We start from the raw sequence: 18,902 nt of genomic DNA on the forward strand, positions 1-18,902 counted from the left end.
GGTTGGGCCGGGCGATGGCGCGCGACCTGCGGGTCGAGCGCGGGCTGCGCCTTGCCTCCGCCTCGGTCTTCGGGCTTCTGGCCGCCAAACTCGCCTGGGACAGCCGCACATGAGCCGCATCGACGACACGAAGACCTTCATCCCCGTCCGCATCGCCGTCTTGACGGTCTCGGATACCCGCTCGCTTGCCGAAGACCGGTCGGGCGACACGCTCGTCCAGCGGTTGACCGAAGCGGGACATATCCTTGCCGACCGCAAGATCGTGCAGGACGAACGCGACCTCGTGGCGGCACAACTGCGCGCCTGGATCGCCGACCGGGGCGTGGACGTGATCATCTCGACCGGCGGCACGGGGCTGACCGGGCGCGACGTCACGGTCGAGGCCCACCGCGAGGTCTACGAGAAGGAGATCGAGGCCTTCGCGACGGTCTTTACGATCGTCTCGATGCAGAAGATCGGCACCTCGGCGGTGCAGAGCAGGGCCACGGGCGGGGTCGCGGGCGGGACCTATCTCTTTGCCCTGCCGGGCAGTCCCGGCGCCTGCAAGGACGCCTGGGACGAGATCCTGAAATGGCAGCTCGATTATCGCCACCGCCCCTGCAATTTCGTGGAAATCATGCCACGGCTCGACGAACACCTGCGCCGCAAGTGACGCCGCCGTTAACACCCCCGTGTGGTCACGCTTTCGCGCTTGGAGCAGCCGGCCCGCGGGGGTAGGATGATCGGAGGGCGCTAACCAGACGGATTTCATGCGTTTTCTGACCCGCAGCCTTGTCGGCCTCTTCCTTGCCGCGCTGACGCTGGCCCTTCTGGCCATCGGTGCGATGGAGTTGAAGACGGCGATCGAGATCAGCACCGCCCCCCCGCCGCCCGCGAAGCCGGCCGAGGAACGCGCCTTCACGGCGCGGGTGATGACGCTGAGGCCCGGACGTATCGCGCCGGTGATGACGGCCTACGGCGAGGTCCGCGCGAGCCGGCGGCTGGAACTGCGGTCGGCCTCGGCCGGGGAAATAGTGGAACTCGCGCCCGAATTCGCCGACGGAACCGCCGTCGCCGCGGGCCAGCTTCTGGTGCGCATCGACCCCGCGGACGCGCAATCCGCGCGCGACATCGCCGAGACCCAGCTCCGCCAGGCCGAGGTCGAGGCGCGCGACTCTGCCCGCGCGCTCGTGCTCGCGCGGGACGATCTGGCCGCGGCCGAGGAGCAGCGGGCGCTCAGGGCGCAGGCGCTCGACCGGCAGAAGCAACTCGGCACGCGCGGTCTCGGCATGGCGGCGGACATGGAGGCGGCGGAACTCGCGATGTCCAGCGCCAGCCAGGGTGTCGTCTCGCGGCGGCAGGCCGTGGCCCTGGCCGAGGCGCGGACCGACAAGGCCGCCGCCGCCATCGACGCGGCGCGGTTGACACTGGCCGAGGCCGAGCGGCGGCTGGCCGACACCGAACTCCGCGCCGGCTTTTCCGGGGTGCTGTCCGGCATCACGGCCGTGGCCGGCGGGCTTGTCGCCAATGGCGAGAAGCTCGGCGAACTCATCGACCCGACGGCGCTCGAAGTCGCGGTCCGGCTTTCCACCGCGCAATTCGCGCGGCTGATCGACGAGGCCGGGCAACTGCGCCCGCTGCCCGTGACCGCGGCGCTCGACGTGCCCGGCGGCCGGCTGGAGGCTGCGGGCCGGCTTGCGCGCGTCGATGCGGCTGTGGGTGCGGGGCTGAGCGGCCGGCTGGTGTTCGCCACGCTCGACCAAGCCCTGGGCTTCCGGCCGGGCGATTTCGTGACGCTGGAAGTTGCCGAGCCGCCCATCGAAGGCGTCGCGCTCGTGCCGGCGCAGGCCCTCGGCACCGACGGCACCGTGCTCGTCCTCGGCGAGGGCGACAGGCTGGACGCGGTACCGGCCGAGATCCTTCGCCGACAGGGCGACGCGGTGATCCTGCGCGTGGGCGCGCTCGCCGGGCGCGAGATCGTGGTCGAGCGGACGGCGCTCCTCGGCGGGGGGATCCTCGTGCGGCCGGTGCGCGACCAGGAATCGGGCCTTTCCGGCTCGGAGGACGTCACGTCGGGCGGCCCGGTCGCCTTCGTCGAACTCTCGCCCGAACGGCGCGCCGCGCTCATCGCCTTTGTCGAGGACAGCGCGGCCATGTCCGAGTCCGCGAAGGCCGAGGTCCTGGCCCGGCTGCGCCAGTCCCGCGTCCCGAGCGAGGTCGTGGACCGGCTTGAAGCCCGGATGGGGGGCTGAGCCCATGGCCGCGCGGCACGACCGGCTGGCGGCGGCGGGCGGTATCCTGTCCTACTTCACGCGCCATGCCACGGCGGCGAACCTCGTGCTCGCGCTCTTTCTGGCGGCGGGACTTGCGGCCCTGCCGCAGATGCGCGCGCAGTACTTCCCCGACGTCGTCGTCCAGCAGGTCAACGTCGCCGTCACCTGGGACGATGCCGGCGCCGAGGATGTCGACCGGGGGGTGATCCAGCTCCTTCTGCCCGGGCTCCTCGCCGTCGAGGGCGTCACCGACAGCCTGGCCATCTCGCGCGAAGGCTTCGGCGAGGTCACGCTCGATTTCGAGCCGGGCTGGGACATGAGTCGCGCGGTGAGCGAAGTGGAAACCGCCGTCGCCGGCGTGACGAACCTGCCCGACGACATCGATCAGCCGGTCATCAAGCGCAATGGCTGGCGCGACCGGGTGACGGACATGGTGGTCACCGGCCCGGTGTCGCCCGACCAGCTTCTGCGCATCGCCGACGAGTTTCTCGACCGGCTCTATCAGGCCGGCGTGACGCGAGCGACGATCGAGGGACTCGCCGCGCCCGAGATCACCGTCGAGCTGCCGATGGCCGAACTCATGCGCCACGACCTGACGCTGTCAGACATCTCGGCCCGCATCGCGTCCGAGACGGCGGCCGACCCAGCCGGTTCCATCGCCAGCGGCGCGGCCCGGCTCAGGGCCGGATCGGAGCGGCGTACGCCCGAGGCGCTGCGGCAGATCGTACTCAAGTCGAAGCCTGACGGAACCTCGCTGACGCTTGGCGAAGTTGCGGTGATCACCGACACCGGCGGCACCGGCAAGCAGGCCTATTTCGTGGGCGACAATCCCGCGATCGCGCTTCGCGCCGACCGCTCGGCCGACGGCGACGCGATCGAGATCCAGCGCAAGGTGGAACAGGTCGCCGAAGAGATGCGCCCCGGTCTGCCGAAGGGCGTCACCATCGACCTGACGCGCGTCCGCTCGCAGGACATCATCGCCCGGCTCGAGATCCTCATCGCCAACGGGCTGATGGGTCTCGGCCTCGTGCTGGCGATGCTCTTTCTCTTCCTCAACGCGCGCACCGCGCTCTGGGTCGCGGCCGGCATCCCGGTGGCGATGCTCGCGGCCGTGGCGATGATGCATCTCTTCGGGCTCACGCTGAACATGATCTCCATCTTCGCGCTGATCCTGACCACGGGGATCGTCGTCGATGACGCCATCGTGGTGGGCGAGCACGCCGACTTCCGCTTCCGGCGGCTGGGCGAGGCACCCTTCGTCGCAGCCGAGACGGCGGTGCGGCGCATGGCGGCGCCGGTCTTCTCCTCGACGGCGACGACCATCGTCGCCTTCCTCGGTCTCATGGCGATCACCGGGCGCTTCGGAGAGATGATCCGCGACATTCCCTTCACGGTCGCCGTGGTTCTTGCCGCCTCGCTTCTCGAAGCGTTTCTGATCCTGCCCAACCACATGGCCCATGCGCTGACCTCGGCCGGGCGCCGGCGGTGGTACGACGCGCCGAGCCGGGTGGTGAACCGGGGTTTCGCATGGGTCCGCGACAAGGTGATGCGGCCGCTCGTGGCCGGCGTCATCGTCGCGCGCTACCCGGTTCTCGCCGGGGCCCTCGCGCTCCTGGCCTATGCGGGCGGTCTCTTCCTCAAGGGCGAGGTGCGCTGGCAGTTCTTCTCCTCGCCCGAGCAGGCCTCCATCACCGGCAACTTCACGATGCTCGCCGGCGCGACGCGCGAGGACACGCTGGAGGTCATGCGCGGCCTGCAGCACGCGACCGAAAAGGTCGCTGCCGGTTTCCGCGAACACTACGGGGTCGAGCCCCTGAGCTACGTCATCGCGCAGGTCGGCTCCAATGCCTTCCGTCCGCTCGAAAGCGCGCAGGGCAAGGATCGCGACCTCCTCGGCTCGATCTCGGTCGAACTCGTCGATCCCGACCTCAGGCCCTGGACCAGTTCGGAATTCGTCACCGCTCTGCAGGAAGCCGCGCCGCACCATCCCTTCCTTGAAGAGCTGTCCTTCCGCGGCTGGCGCCATGGCCCCGGAGGCGATGCGCTTGACGTGCAGCTCTCCGGGCCGGAGGCCACGGTTCTGAAATCTGCCGCCGAGGACCTGAAGCACGCGCTTGCACCCTTTCCCGAGGTCTCGGCGCTCGAGGATTCGCTGCCCTACGACAAGGACGAACTCATCCTTGATCTCACCCCGCAGGGGCGCGCGCTCGGCTTTACGGTCGACGAGCTTGGCCGGGAACTGCGGGCCCGGCTCAATGGCATCACTGCGGCGAGCTTCCCGGAGGGGACCCGAACGGTCGACGTGACGGTCGAGCTGGCGTCAGGCGAGATCACCGCCGATTTCCTCGACCGGATGCTGATGCGGACGCCCGAGGGCGCCTATGTGCCGCTTGCCGACATTGTCACGGTGGAACCAAAGAGCGGCTTTTCCCGCATTCGGCGGGAGGGGGGCGACCGCGTCGTGAGTGTGACCGGCGACATCGCCGAGGACGACCCCGAACGCGTGGCCGCGATCCTCGACACGCTCAACCGCGACATCCTGCCGGAAATCGCCGCGAAACACGGCGTCAGCTACACCGTAGCCGGCCTCAGCGAACAGGAGGACACCTTCCTCAGCGAGGCGACCATCGGCTTCGCCGCGGCTCTCGTGGGAATCTACGTCATCCTTGCGTGGATCTTCTCGAGCTGGACGCGGCCAGTCGTCGTCATGGCGGTCATCCCCTTCGGCCTGATCGGCGCGATCTACGGCCATGCCGTCTGGGACCTGCCGATGTCGATGTTCTCGGTCGTGGGCCTCATCGGCATGTCCGGGATCATCGTCAACGACGCCATCGTGCTCGTCAGCACCGTGGACGAGTACGCGGTCCGGCGTCCGCTCATCCCCGCGGTCATCGACGCCGTGGCCGACCGGCTGAGGGCAGTTTTCCTGACGACCGCCACGACCGTGATCGGGCTCGCGCCGCTGCTGTTCGAGACCTCCCGTCAGGCCCAGTTCCTGAAACCCACGGTGGTGACGCTCTGCTACGGCCTCGGCTTCGGCATGCTGCTCGTGCTGCTCGTCGTGCCCGCCCTTCTGGTCATGCAGGCCGATGTCGCCCGCCGGCTTGCCGCCTTCCGCCGCGGCGCCCGGCGGGGTCCCGTGCGGGGGTACCTGCGGGCGGCCGTGGCGATTCTTGCGGTGTTGTTCGCGGCCCTCCTGGGGCCGGCACTTCTGGCGGGTGAGGGCTATGTCGCTGCCTTACTGACCTATGCCGCGGCTTCTGCGGCCGCGCTTGTTCTGGTCTGGGGTGTCGCCGCGCGGCGCGTTGGCCGCGCCGCCCGCGGCTGAGACGCCATCAGCCTGCGCAGCCCTGGACTTCGACGACGCGGCCGCCGCTTCCGAACAGGGTGATGCGGACCGCCGAGCGGTCGAGCGCGAAGGGCCTTGCATCGGCCGGAACGAGGTCGGCCGTGGCGCTGAGTTCGTCGCCGTTGCGGCGCGTCTCGGCCGGCGAGACCCAGACGCTCCGGTCGGCGAGTTCCACCACCGCGATCTCATCCGGACCGAGACGCGGCAGCGCGAGCCGCGACGTCAGTCTCAGCCCGTCCCGGATCGGCTCCGCCTCGCACCGCGCCGCGGTCAGGCCCGCCTCCGTCGCGCTTTCCGGCATTTCCGCAAGCGCGGCGCGGATCACCGGATCGGGCGCTCCACCGGGGGCGAGGTCGGCCGCGACCGCCACGGTCATCGGCACGCAGATCTCGTTGCAGACGCCGAGGTCGATTTCCGCCTCGATATGCACGGGCTGTCCCGCCTCGGCGGGGCGGAACTCGATCGGCAGGACGAGCGACTCGTGGTAGCCGAAGCTGCGCATGCCATTGAGCTCGAAGACTTCGGGTTTCGGCCAGTGGAAGGAGAGTGCGCCGATGTTGGAGGAGCCCGACCAGTCGAACTCGGGCGGGATCCCGCCCTCGCCCGGGGCACGCCAGTAGGTCTTCCAGCCCGGTGCGAGACGAAGCTCCAATGCCGCCATCTGGGTTCCGGCCTCGGTCTGCCAGCCTTCACGAATGGTGGCCGACACGACGTTCGCCGGCACCTCCTGCGCGAGGACGGGTGCGGCGAAAGCGAGAAGCGCAAGAGGGCAGGCGGCAGGAAATCTCATGCGGCACAAGGTAGGCGAGCCGCAGCGGATTGGAAGCGGCAAGGCAGCAACTCACGAAGAGTTTTGCACCGAGCCGGGGACGGCCACCCCTTGCATCGCCCCGGGACTCACCCGACATTCGGGTCAGGAGGCCATGCGATGAACCTCAATGGCAAGCTTCTGATCGCGATGCCCGGTATGGGCGATCCCCGCTTCGAGCACAGCGTCGTTTTCCTCTGCGCCCATTCCGAGGACGGCGCGATGGGGCTCATTGTCAACAAGCCGGCCGGCGGTCTGACCTTCGACCGCCTCGCCGAGCAGCTTGGCATCCAGCGCAGCGACCGCTCGCGCGACATCAGGGTCCATTTCGGCGGACCGGTGGAACATTCGCGCGGTTTCGTCCTGCATTCGGGCGACTACGCCGGCACCGGCACCACCCTCAAGGTCGATGACCGCTTCGGCATGACGGCGACGCTGGACATCCTCGAGGCGATCGCGGCGGGGCGCGGACCCTCCGCGTCGCTCCTTGCCCTCGGCTATGCCGGCTGGGGGCCGGGGCAGCTTGAGGACGAGATCTTGCGCAATGGCTGGCTGACCTGCGAGGCGGCGCCCGATCTGGTCTTCTCCAGCCGCGATGGCGAGAAATGGACCCGCGCGCTGAAGACGATCGGCGTCGATCCGCTGACCCTGTCATCGGCGGCGGGGCGCGCCTGATCCTTCGGACGGGTCAATGGCGCGGCGCCGCGGCGCGGCGCAACCTGTCGTTGATCGCCCGGCCCAACCCGCGCTCCGGAATCGGTGAAACCGCGATCGTCCCCGTCGCGCGGGCGTCGGCCTCGCGCAGGAAGTGGAAGAGGTTCGCCGCCGCTTCGATGAGATCGCCGGTGGAGGAAAGGTTGAGGTCGGCACCCCGCGCCTCGGGTCCGAAACCGATCCAGAATTCCCGCGGCTCGCGGCCGGTCGCTTCCAGCCGTATCGGTGCTGAGGGTGCGTAGTGAGAGGCCAGTTGCCCGGGCGCGCTGGGCCTGGTGGCATCTCCTCCCGTCGGCAGCGGCGCACCGAGGCAAGCCTCCAGCGCCTCCGCCGGGATTCCGCCCGGTCGCAGGAGTTCGGGGCCGTCGGCAAGCCCGAGGATCGTGGATTCCACCCCGACCGCGCAAGGCCCGCCATTGACCACCGCCGCGATGCGCCCGGAAAGGCCGGCCAGGACGTGTTCCGCGCGGGTTGGGCTGACCTTCCCGGATGGGTTGGCCGAAGGCGCGGCGACAGGCCCGCCGAAGGCCGAGAGCAGCGCGCGCGCCACGGGATGCTCCGGCATCCGCACCGCGACTGTGGAAAGGCCCGCGGTGACGAGCTCGGATAGTGCCGCCTCTGGCCGCAACGGCAGGACGAGCGTCAGTGGCCCCGGCCAGAATGTCTGCGCCACCTTCTCGGCCCGGGCGTCGAACAGGGCGACGCTTCGGGCCATGGCCATGTCGGCCACATGGACGATGAGCGGGTTGAACCGGGGCCGCCCCTTGGCCTCGAAAATCCGCGCGACCGCAAGGTCCGAGCGCGCGTCGCCGCCGAGGCCGTAGACCGTCTCGGTCGGAAAGGCCACGAGAGCCGCGTTGGCAAGAAGGCCCGCCGCCCGCGCCAGCCCCGCCGCGTCGGCCTTGAGGATCTCGGTCACCGCACGCTCCCCGACTCGTTGCCGCAGCGTCCCCGTGACGCAGCGTCCCGGTTGAAGGGGCATGACCTTGCGGCAATCATGTCCCCGGAACACGTGACATACGCGCCGGGGCCGGACTTGCCAAGGCGACGAGGAGGAAACGATGCCCTACCGCGCGCCCCTGGACGACATCCGCTTCATCCTCGACCAGGTCGTGCCGCTTGCCCCGGTCGCCGCGACGGACCGCTACGCCGAGGCGACCCCCGATCTCGTCGAGGCGATCCTGACGGAGGCGGCGCGCCTTTGCGACACGGTCATGGCCCCGCTGCAACGCGCGGGCGATCTTCATCCGGCGCGGCTGGAGAATGGCACCGTCCGCTCCACCCCCGGTTTTGCCGAGGCCTTCCGCCAGATCGCGGAGGGCGGCTGGGTCGGCGTCAGCGCGCCGCTGGAACATGGCGGCATGGGCCTGCCGCAGGCGCTGAACATGGCCTTGCACGACATGATGTCGGGCGCCTGCCTCGCGCTCGGGCTCAACCCCCTGCTGACCCAGGGACAGGTCGAGGCCCTCGACCATCACGCCAGCGCGGAGCTGAAGGCGCTCTACCTGCCCAAGCTCATCTCGGGCGAATGGTCGGGCACGATGAACCTGACGGAGCCGCAGGCGGGCAGCGACGTCGGCGCGCTGAGGACTAGGGCGGAACCGAACGGCGACGGGACCTTCGCGGTGACCGGGCAGAAGATCTTCATCTCCTGGGGCGACTGCGACATGACGGAGAACGTCTGCCACCTCGTCCTCGCCCGCCTGCCCGGCGCGCCGGCAGGCACCAAGGGGATCAGCCTTTTCCTGGTGCCGAAATTCATCCCCGACGCGAACGGCAAGCCCGGCGTGAAGAACGGCGTGACTGTCGTCAGCCTGGAACACAAGCTCGGCCTGCACGGCTCGCCGACCTGCGTGATGGAGTACGACCGCGCGACCGGCTGGCTCGTCGGCGCCGAGCAGGGCGGCATGGCAGCGATGTTCACCATGATGAACAACGCCCGCCTTGCCGTCGGCGTGCAGGGCGTGGGCGTCGCCGAGGCCGCCTGCCAGGCCGCCGTCGCCTACGCCGCCGACCGGCGCCAAATGGGGCCGATCATCGACCATCCCGATGTGCGCCGGATGCTCGCCACGATGCGGGCGGAAGTCTTCGCCGCGCGCGCCATCGCGCTGGCCTGCGCGGTGGCGACCGACATGGCGCAGGCGACGGGCGAGGACGACTGGCGCGCCCGCGCGGCGTTCCTCACCCCCATCGCCAAGGCCTACGGCACGGACGTGGGATGCGACGTCTCCTCGACGGCGATGCAGGTGCATGGCGGCATGGGCTATGTCGAGGAAACGGGCGTCGCCCAGTTCTGGCGCGACGTGCGGGTGACGGCGATCTACGAGGGCACGAACGGCATCCAGGCGATGGACCTCGTCGGCCGCAAGATGATGGACGGGGGCGAGGCCGCCTACCGGCTCCTCGAAGAGATCGAGGCGGGGGCGGAGGCGGCGCGGGCGTGCCTGCCCGACCTCGCCGGCGCCGTCTGGTCCGCGGCCGAGACGCTGCGCGAGGCGACGGAGGCGATGGCAGGCCGTGCCATGCCGGACCGCTTCGCCGGCGCCGTGCCCTATCTCAGGGCCTTTGCCCGCGTCCTCGGCGCGCATTTCCACCTGCGCGCGGCGCTGGCAGAAGGCGGGACGGGCCTGCGCAGTGCGCTGGCGCGGGTCCATATCGACCGGCTGCTGCCGCAATACGCGGCCTGCCTTGCCGAGGCGAAGGACGGCACCGGGGCGCTCTTCGACCTGACCTCGGAGGCGCTGGCATCGTGACAGGCGCGGCCGACGACGGGATCCGCTATCCCTTCGCCGAGCCGCCGGCGCCTGGCGGCGCCATCGAGGTTGCCGAGGGCGTTCTCTGGCTGCGCCTGCCGCTGCCCATGGCGCTCGATCACGTGAATGTCTTCGCGCTTGACGACGGAGACGGCTGGACCCTCGTCGATACCGGGCTCGACACGCGGAAGGCCCGCGCGATCTGGGAGGCGGTGCTTTCCGGCCCGCTCGCGGGGCGCCCGGTGCGCCGGGTGGTCGTGACCCACTATCACCCCGATCACGTCGGCCTTGCCGGATGGTTTCAGGCGCGGGGGGCCGAACTGGTGACCACCCGGACCTCCTGGCTTTTCGCGCGGATGCTCACACTTGATGAACATCCCCTGCCCGCGGCCGAGACGTTGGACTTCTGGCGCCGCGCCGGGATGACGTCCGATCTGCTCACGCGCCGGGCCGCCGAACGTCCCTTCAACTTCTGCGACGTGGTGGCACCCATGCCGCTCGGATACACCAGGATCGCCGAGGGGTCCCGGCTCCGCGCCGGCGGGCGCGACTGGATCGTGCGGGTGGGGCATGGCCACGCGCCGGAACATGCGACGCTCTGGGACGAGGGCGCGCCGCTCGTCCTCGGCGGCGACCAGCTCCTGCCCTCGATCTCGGCCAACCTCGGCGTCTACGCCAGCGAACCCCTGGCCGATCCGGTGGGCGAGTGGCTGGACAGTTGCGCCGCGTTCCAGCATGTCGCCCGTCCCGAACATTTCGTCCTTCCGGGCCACAAGCTCCCGTTTACCGGACTGCCGCTGCGCCTGGTCCAGATGATCGAGAACCACCGCGGCGCGCTCGACCGGCTTGTGGATCACCTGACCCTGCCGCGCACGGCCGCGGAATGCTTCCTCCCGCTTTTCAAGCGGCCGATCGGAGAGGCGGAATACGGCCTCGCGCTGGTGGAGGCGGTTGCACATCTCAACCATCTTATGCACCGTGGGCGGGCGGAGCGGGAGCTCGATGCGAACGGAGCGTGGATGTGGCGGGCCGTGACCTGACCGACGAAATCCGCACCTCGGCCGAGGTGCACGAGGCTTCGGCCCTGCCCCGGGCGCGGGTCGCCCACACTGCACCCGACGCGCCGAAAACGGCCGAGATGTGTCCCCTGCCGGAGGCGGTGGCCGCCGAGCCGCTGGAGGCGAAGAGCCCGGCGCAATGGGCCTACGAACGGCTGATCCTCTACATCCAGAACTTCGAGACCCAGCTCGACGACAAGCACGAGGTGGCGATGGGCTTCACCGGCGGCGACGTCGGTGTGCTGCAGATCGAGGGTATCGGATACTTCGACCCCGACATCGTGACCTTCTACGGCCGCGACGAGGACGGCGCGCGGACACAGCTCATCCAGCATGTCTCGCAGCTCAACGTCATGCTCCGCGCGCTTCCCAAGGCGGCGGAGGTGGAGGAGCCGCGGCGGATCGGCTTCCGGCTGGCTGCCGACCTCGGCAAGTCGTGATCAGGACGGGTGTCGGATTTGCACCAGCGGGCGCCGTGCCGCCGCGCCGGGGTCGTGACAGGGGCGGATGAATCGGCTATTCGGGCTGAAACGCGGGATCAGGAGCGAGACGATGGCCGAACACAAACCGGGCAGCATGGATATCCGGGCGCAGGAAAAGACCTTTGCCGGCTTCGTGCGTTTCACGATCTGGGCGGTCGCTCTCATCATCGCCGTGCTGATCTTCATGGCGCTCGTCAACGCCTGACCTGAACCGGACCCCTATAGCCATGCGCCGGCTTGCCATCAGCCTGACACTGCCGCTTGCGCTCGTCCTTGCCGGATGCGGCGCGGAGCCGGTCTGGGCACCCGACGAAGCGGTGTCGCGCGCGCGCTTCGCCTCGGGCGAGCCGCCGTCGATCACGCTCTACACGGTCGTCCGCAAGAAGAGCGGCGAAGGCGCGCATTCCGGCATCATGATCGACGGCAGCCAGCGTGTCCTCTTCGACCCCGCCGGCACCTGGCATCATCCCTGGGTGCCCGAGCGGAACGACCTGCACTACGGCATCACCGAGCAGATGCGGAAGTTCTACATCGACTATCATGCGCGCGAGACCTACGATGTCGTCTCGCAGAAACTCTATGTGTCGCCCGCCGTGGCCGAGGCGGCCATCCGCAAGGCGGAGGCCTATGGCGCCGTCAACAAGGCCTTCTGCGGAAACTCGGTCAGCGACATCCTCCAGGGCTTGCCGGGCTTCGAATCGATCCCGAAGACGTTCTTCCCGAACCGGATCATGAACGCCTTCGGCGAGCTGCCCGGCGTGCAGACGAAACTGCACGAGGACGGCGACCCCGATGACCATTCGGGGGTCCTGATGGTCCAGCAGAGCGCCTCGATCGAACCGACGATGCCGTCGCGCTAGGCGGCGACGGGCGTCAGTCGAAGATCCCGGTGACGCGGCCGAGCAGCATGAAGGCGCGGGCGGTGCGGGTTTCCGCGAGCGAGGCGATCTCCTGATCGGTCGCGTTCTTCTCGAACTCCGCGAAGGTCCTGTCGAAGAGCCGCAGGAAGTGGTGCACGGTGTCGCGGAAGATCGTGTCCTGCCGCATCCTCCCGGCCGTGAGCGCGAGGCTCGAGCGGTCGCGGACCCCGCCGAGGGCCGCGATGGTCTTGCCCCGCTCGCCCTGGGCAAAGCGCCGCCAGATCTCCGGACGGGCCCGGTCCGGCCGCAGGTCGTCCATGTAGATGCCATCCTGGCTGAGCAGGGTCAGGGCGTCCTGCGCGGCGCGGATGAGCTTGGCGAGTCCGCGGTCGTCGAGCGCCCGGCGCAGAGCCCGGAAGCCCTCGCGGTCGTTCTCGCTGTCGGGGAAGTTCAAGGCACGGATGAAATCGGCGACGGAAACCGGCGCGGCCTCGGATTCGGCGGGCGTGCCGAGCGCGAGCGCCGGCTGTTCGTCGGCCGCCGCCAATGCCGCGGCCGGCGCAATGAAGGCGGCCTTGCGGTCGGCCGATGCCTGGACGGCATCGGCATCGCGCCGCGAGGTGAAGGTGGCGATGGCGGTCTCGGCCTGTTTGGCCGCGGCCGCGATCTCCTCCAGCCGTTTCTCGACCGAGGACTTGGCGAGGCCCCCCTGCGCCTGGGTGACGTAGGCGTGGCGCATCGCGTCGATGGCGGCCTGAAGCCGCTGCGTCTCGTCCTTCATCGCGCGCGCCGTCCTGAGCGTGACGACTGCGATCCAGATCAGCGCGAGCGGCAGGAAGATCGCCACCAGCACCATGACCGCGCCGAGCGACCCGCCCGCACTGCCGCCGTCCCCTGCGAAGAGAAAGAAGCCACCGACAAGCGCCAGCCAGATCAGGCTGACCACCCCGGCGATGACCTCGGCCGGGCCGACCGCAGTTTCGGAGGAGGACCGGCTGTAGAGGCCGAACCCGCTGCGGTCGCCTCCGGCCCCGTCCGACTGCTGCCCGTCCGACATTTCCACCCCTCCGTGCCCCGCCGGTCAGACGTAGCGGATGCTCAGGACCTCGTAACTCTTCTCGCCTCCGGGCGTGCGGACCTCGACGCTGTCGCCCGCGTCCTTTCCGATCAGCGCCCGCGCGAGCGGCGAGCGGATGTTGAGAAGACCCCTCTCGATATCCGCCTCGGACTCGCCGACGATCTGGTAGGTGCGCTCCTCGTCGCTGTCCTCGTCCACGAGCGTCACGGTAGCGCCGAACTTGATCGCGCCAGAGAGCGTGGCCGGGTCGATCACCTCGGCGCGCGACAGGATGGACTCCAGTTCCTTGATCCGGCCCTCGACGAAGCTCTGCCGCTCGCGCGCCGCATGGTACTCGGCATTTTCCGACAGGTCCCCATGCTCCCGTGCCTCGGCGATGGCCCGGATCACGGCCGGCCGCTCGACCGACTTCAGCGTCTTCAGTTCCTGGTCCAGCGCGGTGTGTCCCGCGCGGGTCATCGGTATCTTTTCCATCTTCGCCTGTACGAGAAACGTGGTCGTGAAAATGCCCGGATAATGCGCAACATTAGCTGTAAACCCGGGATATGACTCGGAAGTCAATAGGCGCGCGGCGGCGGTCGCTGCACGTCGCGGGATTTGGCCGGGGCGCGGGCGCGGTGACATTGTGAGACTGTTCTTCCGATTTTGCGTCGTCTACGCCGTGATCTCGCTCCCAGCCATAATGCTCGTGCGCGACGTCGGATTCGAGTTGCTGGTCGAGGCGGGGCTTGCCACGATCGAGTTCGGGACCGCGATCCTCTCCGTCGGGAAGTGGACGCTTCCCGTCCTGCTGCTCCTGCCGTTCCTCATCGGGATGCGCGGTCTTGCCGCGAACCTCGGGAACCTTTTCTATGCCCTCGCGGGAAGCAGTCTCTTTCAGGCGACCTTCTCGCTGGTGAAATCCTCGATCCCGTTCTTCGTTCCCTTCTACGCCGATCCGCCGCTGGCCGCGTTCGACCGCTGGCTTCACGGCGGGGTCGATCCCTGGACCATCGCCCACCGCTGGGCCGGCGCCTTTCCCGTGGAGCGGCTCTTTCCGCTCTATCTCGAGGTCTGGCTCTTTCCGGCAATCGGTTTCGTCGTCTTCCTGGCGCTGACCGATCGGGACCGCGAGCGGCAGATGCGGTTCATCGTCCTCTTCTTCACCTGCTGGGTGCTTCTCGGCACCGTCCTCGCGGTCGCCGGCGCCTCTGTCGGGCCGGTGTTCTACGACGCGCTCCTCGGTGGCGACCGGTTCGCGAACCTGACCGCCGCGCTCGCCGCCTCGCCGATGGCCGCGGACAATCTTTCCGATGTGCAGGACTACCTCTGGGCGTCTTACGAGCGTCGCGGCCTGGCGCTCGGCTCGGGCATCTCGGCCTTTCCGAGCGTCCATGTCGCCGTGGCGACGATGATCGCGCTCTATCTCGCCGAACGCCGGTGGTGGCTCGCGGTGCCGGGAGGGGCCTTCGTCGCGGCGATCCTCTTCCTGTCGGTCTATACCGGCTATCACTACGCCGTGGACGGGTATTTCTCGATCCTCGCCGTGGCCGCGGTCTGGGCGGCCCTGCGCCGGGCGCGGCCCGCCACCTTCGCGTCCGGGCCCGTGCAACTGCCTCCGAATGCAGGCCCGGCAGTGCCGTGACGACCCCGGTGCACCGAATGCCCGCTTCCGGCCCTCGGTCCGCCGCGTCGTTGTTGCCTCCTCTCCCCCGGTAAGCTAACGATCTGTCCCGACATGGGCGGCGGAACAGAACGGCGAAAGGGAGAGAGATGGCGGACGTGATCCGGGAGTCGATGGAATACGACGTTGTCATCGTGGGGGCGGGGCCTTCGGGCCTGTCTGCGGCGATCCGTCTGAAGCAGGTCGATCCGGATCTGAACGTCGTGGTTCTGGAGAAGGGCTCCGAGGTTGGCGCCCACATCCTCTCCGGCGCGGTGCTCGACACCTCGGGTCTGGATGCTCTCCTTCCCGACTGGAAGGACAAGGGCGCGCCGGTCACCGTCGAGGTGAAGCAGGACAACTTCTACATCCTCGGCCCGGCGGGCCAGATCCGCATCCCGAACTGGCCGATGCCGCCGCTGATGTCGAACCACGGCAAGTACATCGTATCGATGGCCAATGTCTGCCGCTGGCTTGCGCAGGAGGCCGAGGCGCTGGGGGTGGAGATCTTCCCGGGCTTCGCGGCCTCCGAACTCGTCTATGGCGACAAGGGCGAGGTAAAGGGCGTTGTCGCCGGCGTCATGGGTGTCAACTCAGACGGCACGCCGGGACCGAACTATGAACCGGGGATGGAACTCCTCGGCAAGTATGTGCTGCTGTCGGAAGGCGTGCGCGGCTCGCTCGCCAAGGAGGTGATCGCCCGCTACGAGCTTTCGAAGGGCCACTGCCCGCAGAAGTTCGGCCTCGGCATGAAGGAGATCTGGGAGATCGACCCCGCCAAGCACCGCGAGGGCACGGTGACGCACACGATGGGCTGGCCCCTGGGCCGGAACGCGGGCGGCGGGTCGTTCATCTATCACCTCGAGAACAACCAGGTCTATGTCGGCTTCGTCGTTCACCTGAACTACGAGAACCCGCACCTCTATCCCTACATGGAATTCCAGCGCTTCAAGCACCACCCGATGGTGGCCGAGCTCCTGAAGGGCGGCAAGCGCGTGGCCTATGGCGCCCGCGCGATCAGCGAGGGCGGCTGGCAGTCGATCCCGAAGCTGGTTGCGCCGGGGGTGGCGCTCCTCGGCTGCTCGGCGGGGCTCGTGAACGTGCCCAGGATCAAGGGCAACCACAACGCGATGCTCTCGGGCATCGCCGCGGCCGAGGCGGCAGCGGCGGCGATCAAGGCCGGACGGTCGGGCGACGAACTGGCCGACTACGAGGCCGACCTGCGCGCGGGCCCGATTGCGAAGGACCTCAGGCGGGTGAGGAACGTCAAGCCGATGTGGTCGCGCTGGGGGATGATCCCGAGCCTCGTCTTCGGCGGTCTCGACATGTGGACGAACAATCTCTTCGGCATCTCGCTCTTCGGCACGCTCCGGCACGGCAAGTCGGATGCTGCCGCGACGGGCGAGGCGGCGAAGTTCCCTAAGATCGACTATCCCAAGCCCGATGGCGTGCTCTCGTTCGACCGGCTGACCAACGTCGCCTTCAGCTTCACCAACCACGAGGAAAGCCAGCCCTGCCACCTGCGGCTGAAGGACCCCTCCGTGCCGATCGCGGTGAACCTGCCGAAATACGCCGAGCCCGCGCAGCGCTACTGCCCGGCGGGGGTCTACGAGGTGATCGAGGGCGAGGGCGGCCCGCGCTTCCAGATCAACTTCCAGAACTGCGTGCACTGCAAGACCTGCGACATCAAGGACCCGTCCCAGAACATCAACTGGACCACCCCCCAGGGCGGCGACGGCCCGAACTATCCGAACATGTAACATTTTCGGCAGAATCCGCGCGCACGGACGTCCGGCGGGGCGCCCCGCATTGCCTTGGCACGGCGCCCGGCTTAGGCTCTCGCGGCCCCAGCGAAGGATGCGCCCCGTGACGACCCGCACGCTCAAGCTTACCCTCCTCATCGGTTTCGGGCTCGCGGCGTCGCTGCCGGCCATGGCCTTCGACGGCGCGTCCGGCCCCTACCTTGCCGGCCGGCTGGCGAGCATGGAGTCCGACTACGTGGCGGCGGCCGACTACTACACCCGTGCGCTCGCCGCCGATCCCGGCAATCCCGCCCTTCTCGAGGACACGATCGTGTCGCAGATCGGCCGCGGGGCGGTGGAACGTGCCGTGCCGCCCGCCCGCGCCCTCGAAACCCTTGGGGCAAAAAGCCAGATCGCGGACCTCGTCGTTCTCACCGACCTTGCGAAGGCCGGCGACTTCGCCGGGGCGCTGGCCGAACTCGACAAGGGCCGCAGCGCCGGCGCCCTCGTAGATGGCCTCTTCCGCGCCTGGGCGCTGGTCGGGCAGGGCCAGATGTCCGACGCGACGGTCGCGTTCGACAAGGTGGCCGGGGCGCAGGGCAGCCGGGCCTTCGGGCTCTACCACAAGGGCCTCGCGCTCGCCTCGGTGGGTGATTTCGAGGGCGCCGACCGCATCTTCTCCGGCGAGGAGGGCGGGCCGCTCCGCGCGACCCGGCGCGGCATCCTTGCCCATGCCGAGATCCTCAGCCAGCTTGAGCGCAATCCGGCAGCCGTCGAGCTGATCGACAAGACGCTGGGCGAGATGCCCGATCCGCGCTTCGCCGCCGTCAGGGCCGATCTCGCGGCCGGAAAGCCCCTCGCCTTCGAAATGGTGCGCGATGCGACCGACGGGCTCGCCGAGGTCTTTTTCACCGTCGCCTCCGCGCTCCAGGGCGAAAGCGCCGACATCAACACGCTCGCCTATGCCCGCATGGCCGAATACCTCGCGCCCGACAACGCCGACATGCTCTTGCTCGTGGCCGAACTCCTGGAAGCGCAGGCCCAGCATGATCTCGCAACCGTCACCTATGCGAAGATCCCGAGCGAGGATCCGGCCTATGTCGCCGCCGAGCTCGGCCGCGCCGATGCGCTGATCGCGGCAGGGCGGACCGAGGCCGGGATCGAAGTGCTGGAACAGCTGGCGCGCAACCATCCGGACCGGTCTGACATCTGGGGCGCGCTCGGCGACATCCTGCGCCGGCAGGAACGCTTCAAGGAGTCCGCTGCCGCCTATGACAAGGCCCTCGCGACCTTCACCACCGAAGAGCCGGGGCAATGGGTGCTCTACTACACGCGCGGTATCGCGCACGAGCGGACGAAGGACTGGCCGGCAGCCGAGGCCGATTTTCGCAAGGCGCTGGAGCTGAGGCCCGACCAGCCGGCCGTGCTGAATTACCTCGGCTACTCCTACCTCGAACGGAAGGAGAATTATGACGAGGCGCTGGCGATGATCGAGAAGGCCGTCGCCGAGCGCCCGGACGATGGCGCCATCGTCGACAGTCTCGGCTGGGCGCTCTACCGGCTCGGCCGCTACGAGGAAGCAGTGGGACACCTGGAACAGGCGGTCGAGTTGATGCCGGTCGATCCGGTGGTGAACGACCATCTCGGCGATATCTACTGGGCCGTCGGGCGCACGCGCGAGGCGGAGTTCCAGTGGAAGCGGGCGCTCTCGTTCGAGCCCGACACCGAGGAAGAGACCACGCGCATCCGCCGCAAACTGGAGGTCGGGCTCGACGTGGTTCTGAAGGAAGAGGGCGCGGAACCTCTTGCTGTCACCAAGAATGGCAATTGAGGAAACCGCAGCCGCGAAGCTGAATCTGGCGCTGCACGTCACCGGTCAGCGGGCCGACGGCTATCACTTGCTCGACAGCCTCGTCGTCTTCGCCGACGTGGGCGACCTGGTCACGGTGGAACGGGCCGTCGCGCTGACGCTCGCCGTCGCGGGGCCGGAGGGGAGCGGACTGACGGCGGGGGAGGACAACCTTGTCCTCCGCGCCGCCCGCACCTTCCCGCCGGGGCGCGGGGCCGCCATCACGCTGGAAAAGATCCTGCCCTTGGCTTCCGGCATCGGGGGCGGCTCGGCCGACGCGGCGGCGACGCTCCGGGCGCTGTCGCGGCTCTGGGA

At 69.1% G+C, this 18,902-nt stretch carries 17 protein-coding genes; 13 read left to right on the forward strand and 4 right to left on the reverse strand.

Going from position 1 to position 18,902, the window contains the following annotated elements; genetic code table 11:
• Window positions 1-109: 109 nt before the first annotated feature.
• From moaB to F9K34_RS10175, 3 genes are all read left to right on the forward strand, one after another.
• Window positions 110-652 carry a molybdenum cofactor biosynthesis protein B gene (gene moaB, locus F9K34_RS10165; RefSeq protein WP_291336851.1) on the forward strand — a complete coding sequence of 181 codons (543 nt, stop codon included), beginning with the start codon at window positions 110-112 and terminating at the stop codon, window positions 650-652.
• Window positions 653-749: 97 nt separating this feature from the next.
• Window positions 750-2,231, forward strand: coding sequence for an efflux RND transporter periplasmic adaptor subunit (locus F9K34_RS10170; protein ID WP_291336852.1), 1,482 nt, complete (start codon window positions 750-752; stop codon window positions 2,229-2,231).
• Between the two features lie 4 nt (window positions 2,232-2,235).
• On the forward strand, window positions 2,236-5,580 hold the full coding sequence (locus F9K34_RS10175; RefSeq protein ID WP_291336853.1) for an efflux RND transporter permease subunit: 3,345 nt from the start codon (window positions 2,236-2,238) through the stop codon (window positions 5,578-5,580).
• A gap of 7 nt (window positions 5,581-5,587) precedes the next feature.
• Here F9K34_RS10175 and F9K34_RS10180 read toward each other — a convergent pair whose 3' ends face one another.
• Window positions 5,588-6,391, reverse strand: a complete 804-nt coding sequence (locus F9K34_RS10180) for a protein-disulfide reductase DsbD domain-containing protein (RefSeq protein WP_291336854.1) — start codon at window positions 6,389-6,391, stop codon at window positions 5,588-5,590.
• Between the two features lie 138 nt (window positions 6,392-6,529).
• On the opposite strand from F9K34_RS10180, the gene F9K34_RS10185 reads away from it, so the two are divergent.
• Window positions 6,530-7,084, forward strand: coding sequence for a YqgE/AlgH family protein (locus F9K34_RS10185; protein WP_291336855.1), 555 nt, complete (start codon window positions 6,530-6,532; stop codon window positions 7,082-7,084).
• 13 nt (window positions 7,085-7,097) lie between these two features.
• Here F9K34_RS10185 and F9K34_RS10190 read toward each other — a convergent pair whose 3' ends face one another.
• Window positions 7,098-8,042, reverse strand: a complete 945-nt coding sequence (locus F9K34_RS10190; RefSeq protein WP_291336856.1) for an L-threonylcarbamoyladenylate synthase — start codon at window positions 8,040-8,042, stop codon at window positions 7,098-7,100.
• 142 nt (window positions 8,043-8,184) lie between these two features.
• On the opposite strand from F9K34_RS10190, the gene F9K34_RS10195 reads away from it, so the two are divergent.
• The 5 genes from F9K34_RS10195 to F9K34_RS10215 all read left to right on the forward strand — a co-directional run bounded on the left by F9K34_RS10195 (window position 8,185) and on the right by F9K34_RS10215 (window position 12,276).
• Window positions 8,185-9,876, forward strand: coding sequence for an acyl-CoA dehydrogenase (locus F9K34_RS10195; RefSeq protein WP_291336857.1), 1,692 nt, complete (start codon window positions 8,185-8,187; stop codon window positions 9,874-9,876).
• Window positions 9,873-10,916: an MBL fold metallo-hydrolase gene (locus tag F9K34_RS10200; RefSeq protein WP_291336858.1), complete on the forward strand. Its 1,044-nt coding sequence runs from the start codon at window positions 9,873-9,875 to the stop codon at window positions 10,914-10,916. Before F9K34_RS10195 ends, F9K34_RS10200 begins: the two co-directional genes overlap by 4 nt.
• Window positions 10,913-11,374 carry a DUF6173 family protein gene (locus F9K34_RS10205; protein WP_291336866.1) on the forward strand — a complete coding sequence of 154 codons (462 nt, stop codon included), beginning with the start codon at window positions 10,913-10,915 and terminating at the stop codon, window positions 11,372-11,374. The genes F9K34_RS10200 and F9K34_RS10205 overlap by 4 nt, the downstream gene beginning before the upstream one ends.
• A gap of 112 nt (window positions 11,375-11,486) precedes the next feature.
• Window positions 11,487-11,621 carry an aa3-type cytochrome c oxidase subunit IV gene (locus F9K34_RS10210; protein WP_291336859.1) on the forward strand — a complete coding sequence of 45 codons (135 nt, stop codon included), beginning with the start codon at window positions 11,487-11,489 and terminating at the stop codon, window positions 11,619-11,621.
• Window positions 11,622-11,643: 22 nt separating this feature from the next.
• On the forward strand, window positions 11,644-12,276 hold the full coding sequence (locus tag F9K34_RS10215; RefSeq protein WP_291336860.1) for a hypothetical protein: 633 nt from the start codon (window positions 11,644-11,646) through the stop codon (window positions 12,274-12,276).
• 13 nt (window positions 12,277-12,289) lie between these two features.
• On the opposite strand, the gene F9K34_RS10220 is transcribed toward F9K34_RS10215, so the two are convergent.
• Together F9K34_RS10220 and greA are read right to left on the reverse strand one after the other, a co-directional pair.
• A complete protein-coding gene (locus tag F9K34_RS10220; protein WP_291336861.1) occupies window positions 12,290-13,333 on the reverse strand; it encodes a hypothetical protein in 1,044 nt (347 codons plus the stop codon).
• Window positions 13,334-13,357: 24 nt separating this feature from the next.
• The gene (greA, locus tag F9K34_RS10225; protein WP_291336862.1) at window positions 13,358-13,828 is read right to left on the reverse strand and encodes a transcription elongation factor GreA; all 471 of its coding nucleotides are present in this window, start codon (window positions 13,826-13,828) and stop codon (window positions 13,358-13,360) included.
• Window positions 13,829-13,979: 151 nt separating this feature from the next.
• Between greA and F9K34_RS10230 the strand changes: the two genes are divergently transcribed.
• The 4 genes from F9K34_RS10230 to F9K34_RS10245 form a co-directional block, all read left to right on the forward strand.
• On the forward strand, window positions 13,980-14,978 hold the full coding sequence (locus tag F9K34_RS10230) for a phosphatase PAP2 family protein (protein ID WP_291336863.1): 999 nt from the start codon (window positions 13,980-13,982) through the stop codon (window positions 14,976-14,978).
• Window positions 14,979-15,106: 128 nt separating this feature from the next.
• The gene (locus F9K34_RS10235; protein ID WP_291336864.1) at window positions 15,107-16,756 is read left to right on the forward strand and encodes an electron transfer flavoprotein-ubiquinone oxidoreductase; all 1,650 of its coding nucleotides are present in this window, start codon (window positions 15,107-15,109) and stop codon (window positions 16,754-16,756) included.
• A 97-nt stretch (window positions 16,757-16,853) separates the two neighbouring features.
• On the forward strand, window positions 16,854-18,569 hold the full coding sequence (locus F9K34_RS10240) for a tetratricopeptide repeat protein (RefSeq protein WP_436405729.1): 1,716 nt from the start codon (window positions 16,854-16,856) through the stop codon (window positions 18,567-18,569).
• The coding region (locus tag F9K34_RS10245) for a GHMP family kinase ATP-binding protein (protein WP_436405730.1) at window positions 18,559-18,902 on the forward strand (344 nt) is incomplete at its 3' end. The genes F9K34_RS10240 and F9K34_RS10245, both read left to right, overlap by 11 nt.

This window comes from Albidovulum sp. (assembly GCF_008933605.1).
In the GTDB taxonomy this organism is placed as follows: Bacteria; Pseudomonadota; Alphaproteobacteria; order Rhodobacterales; family Rhodobacteraceae; genus Albidovulum.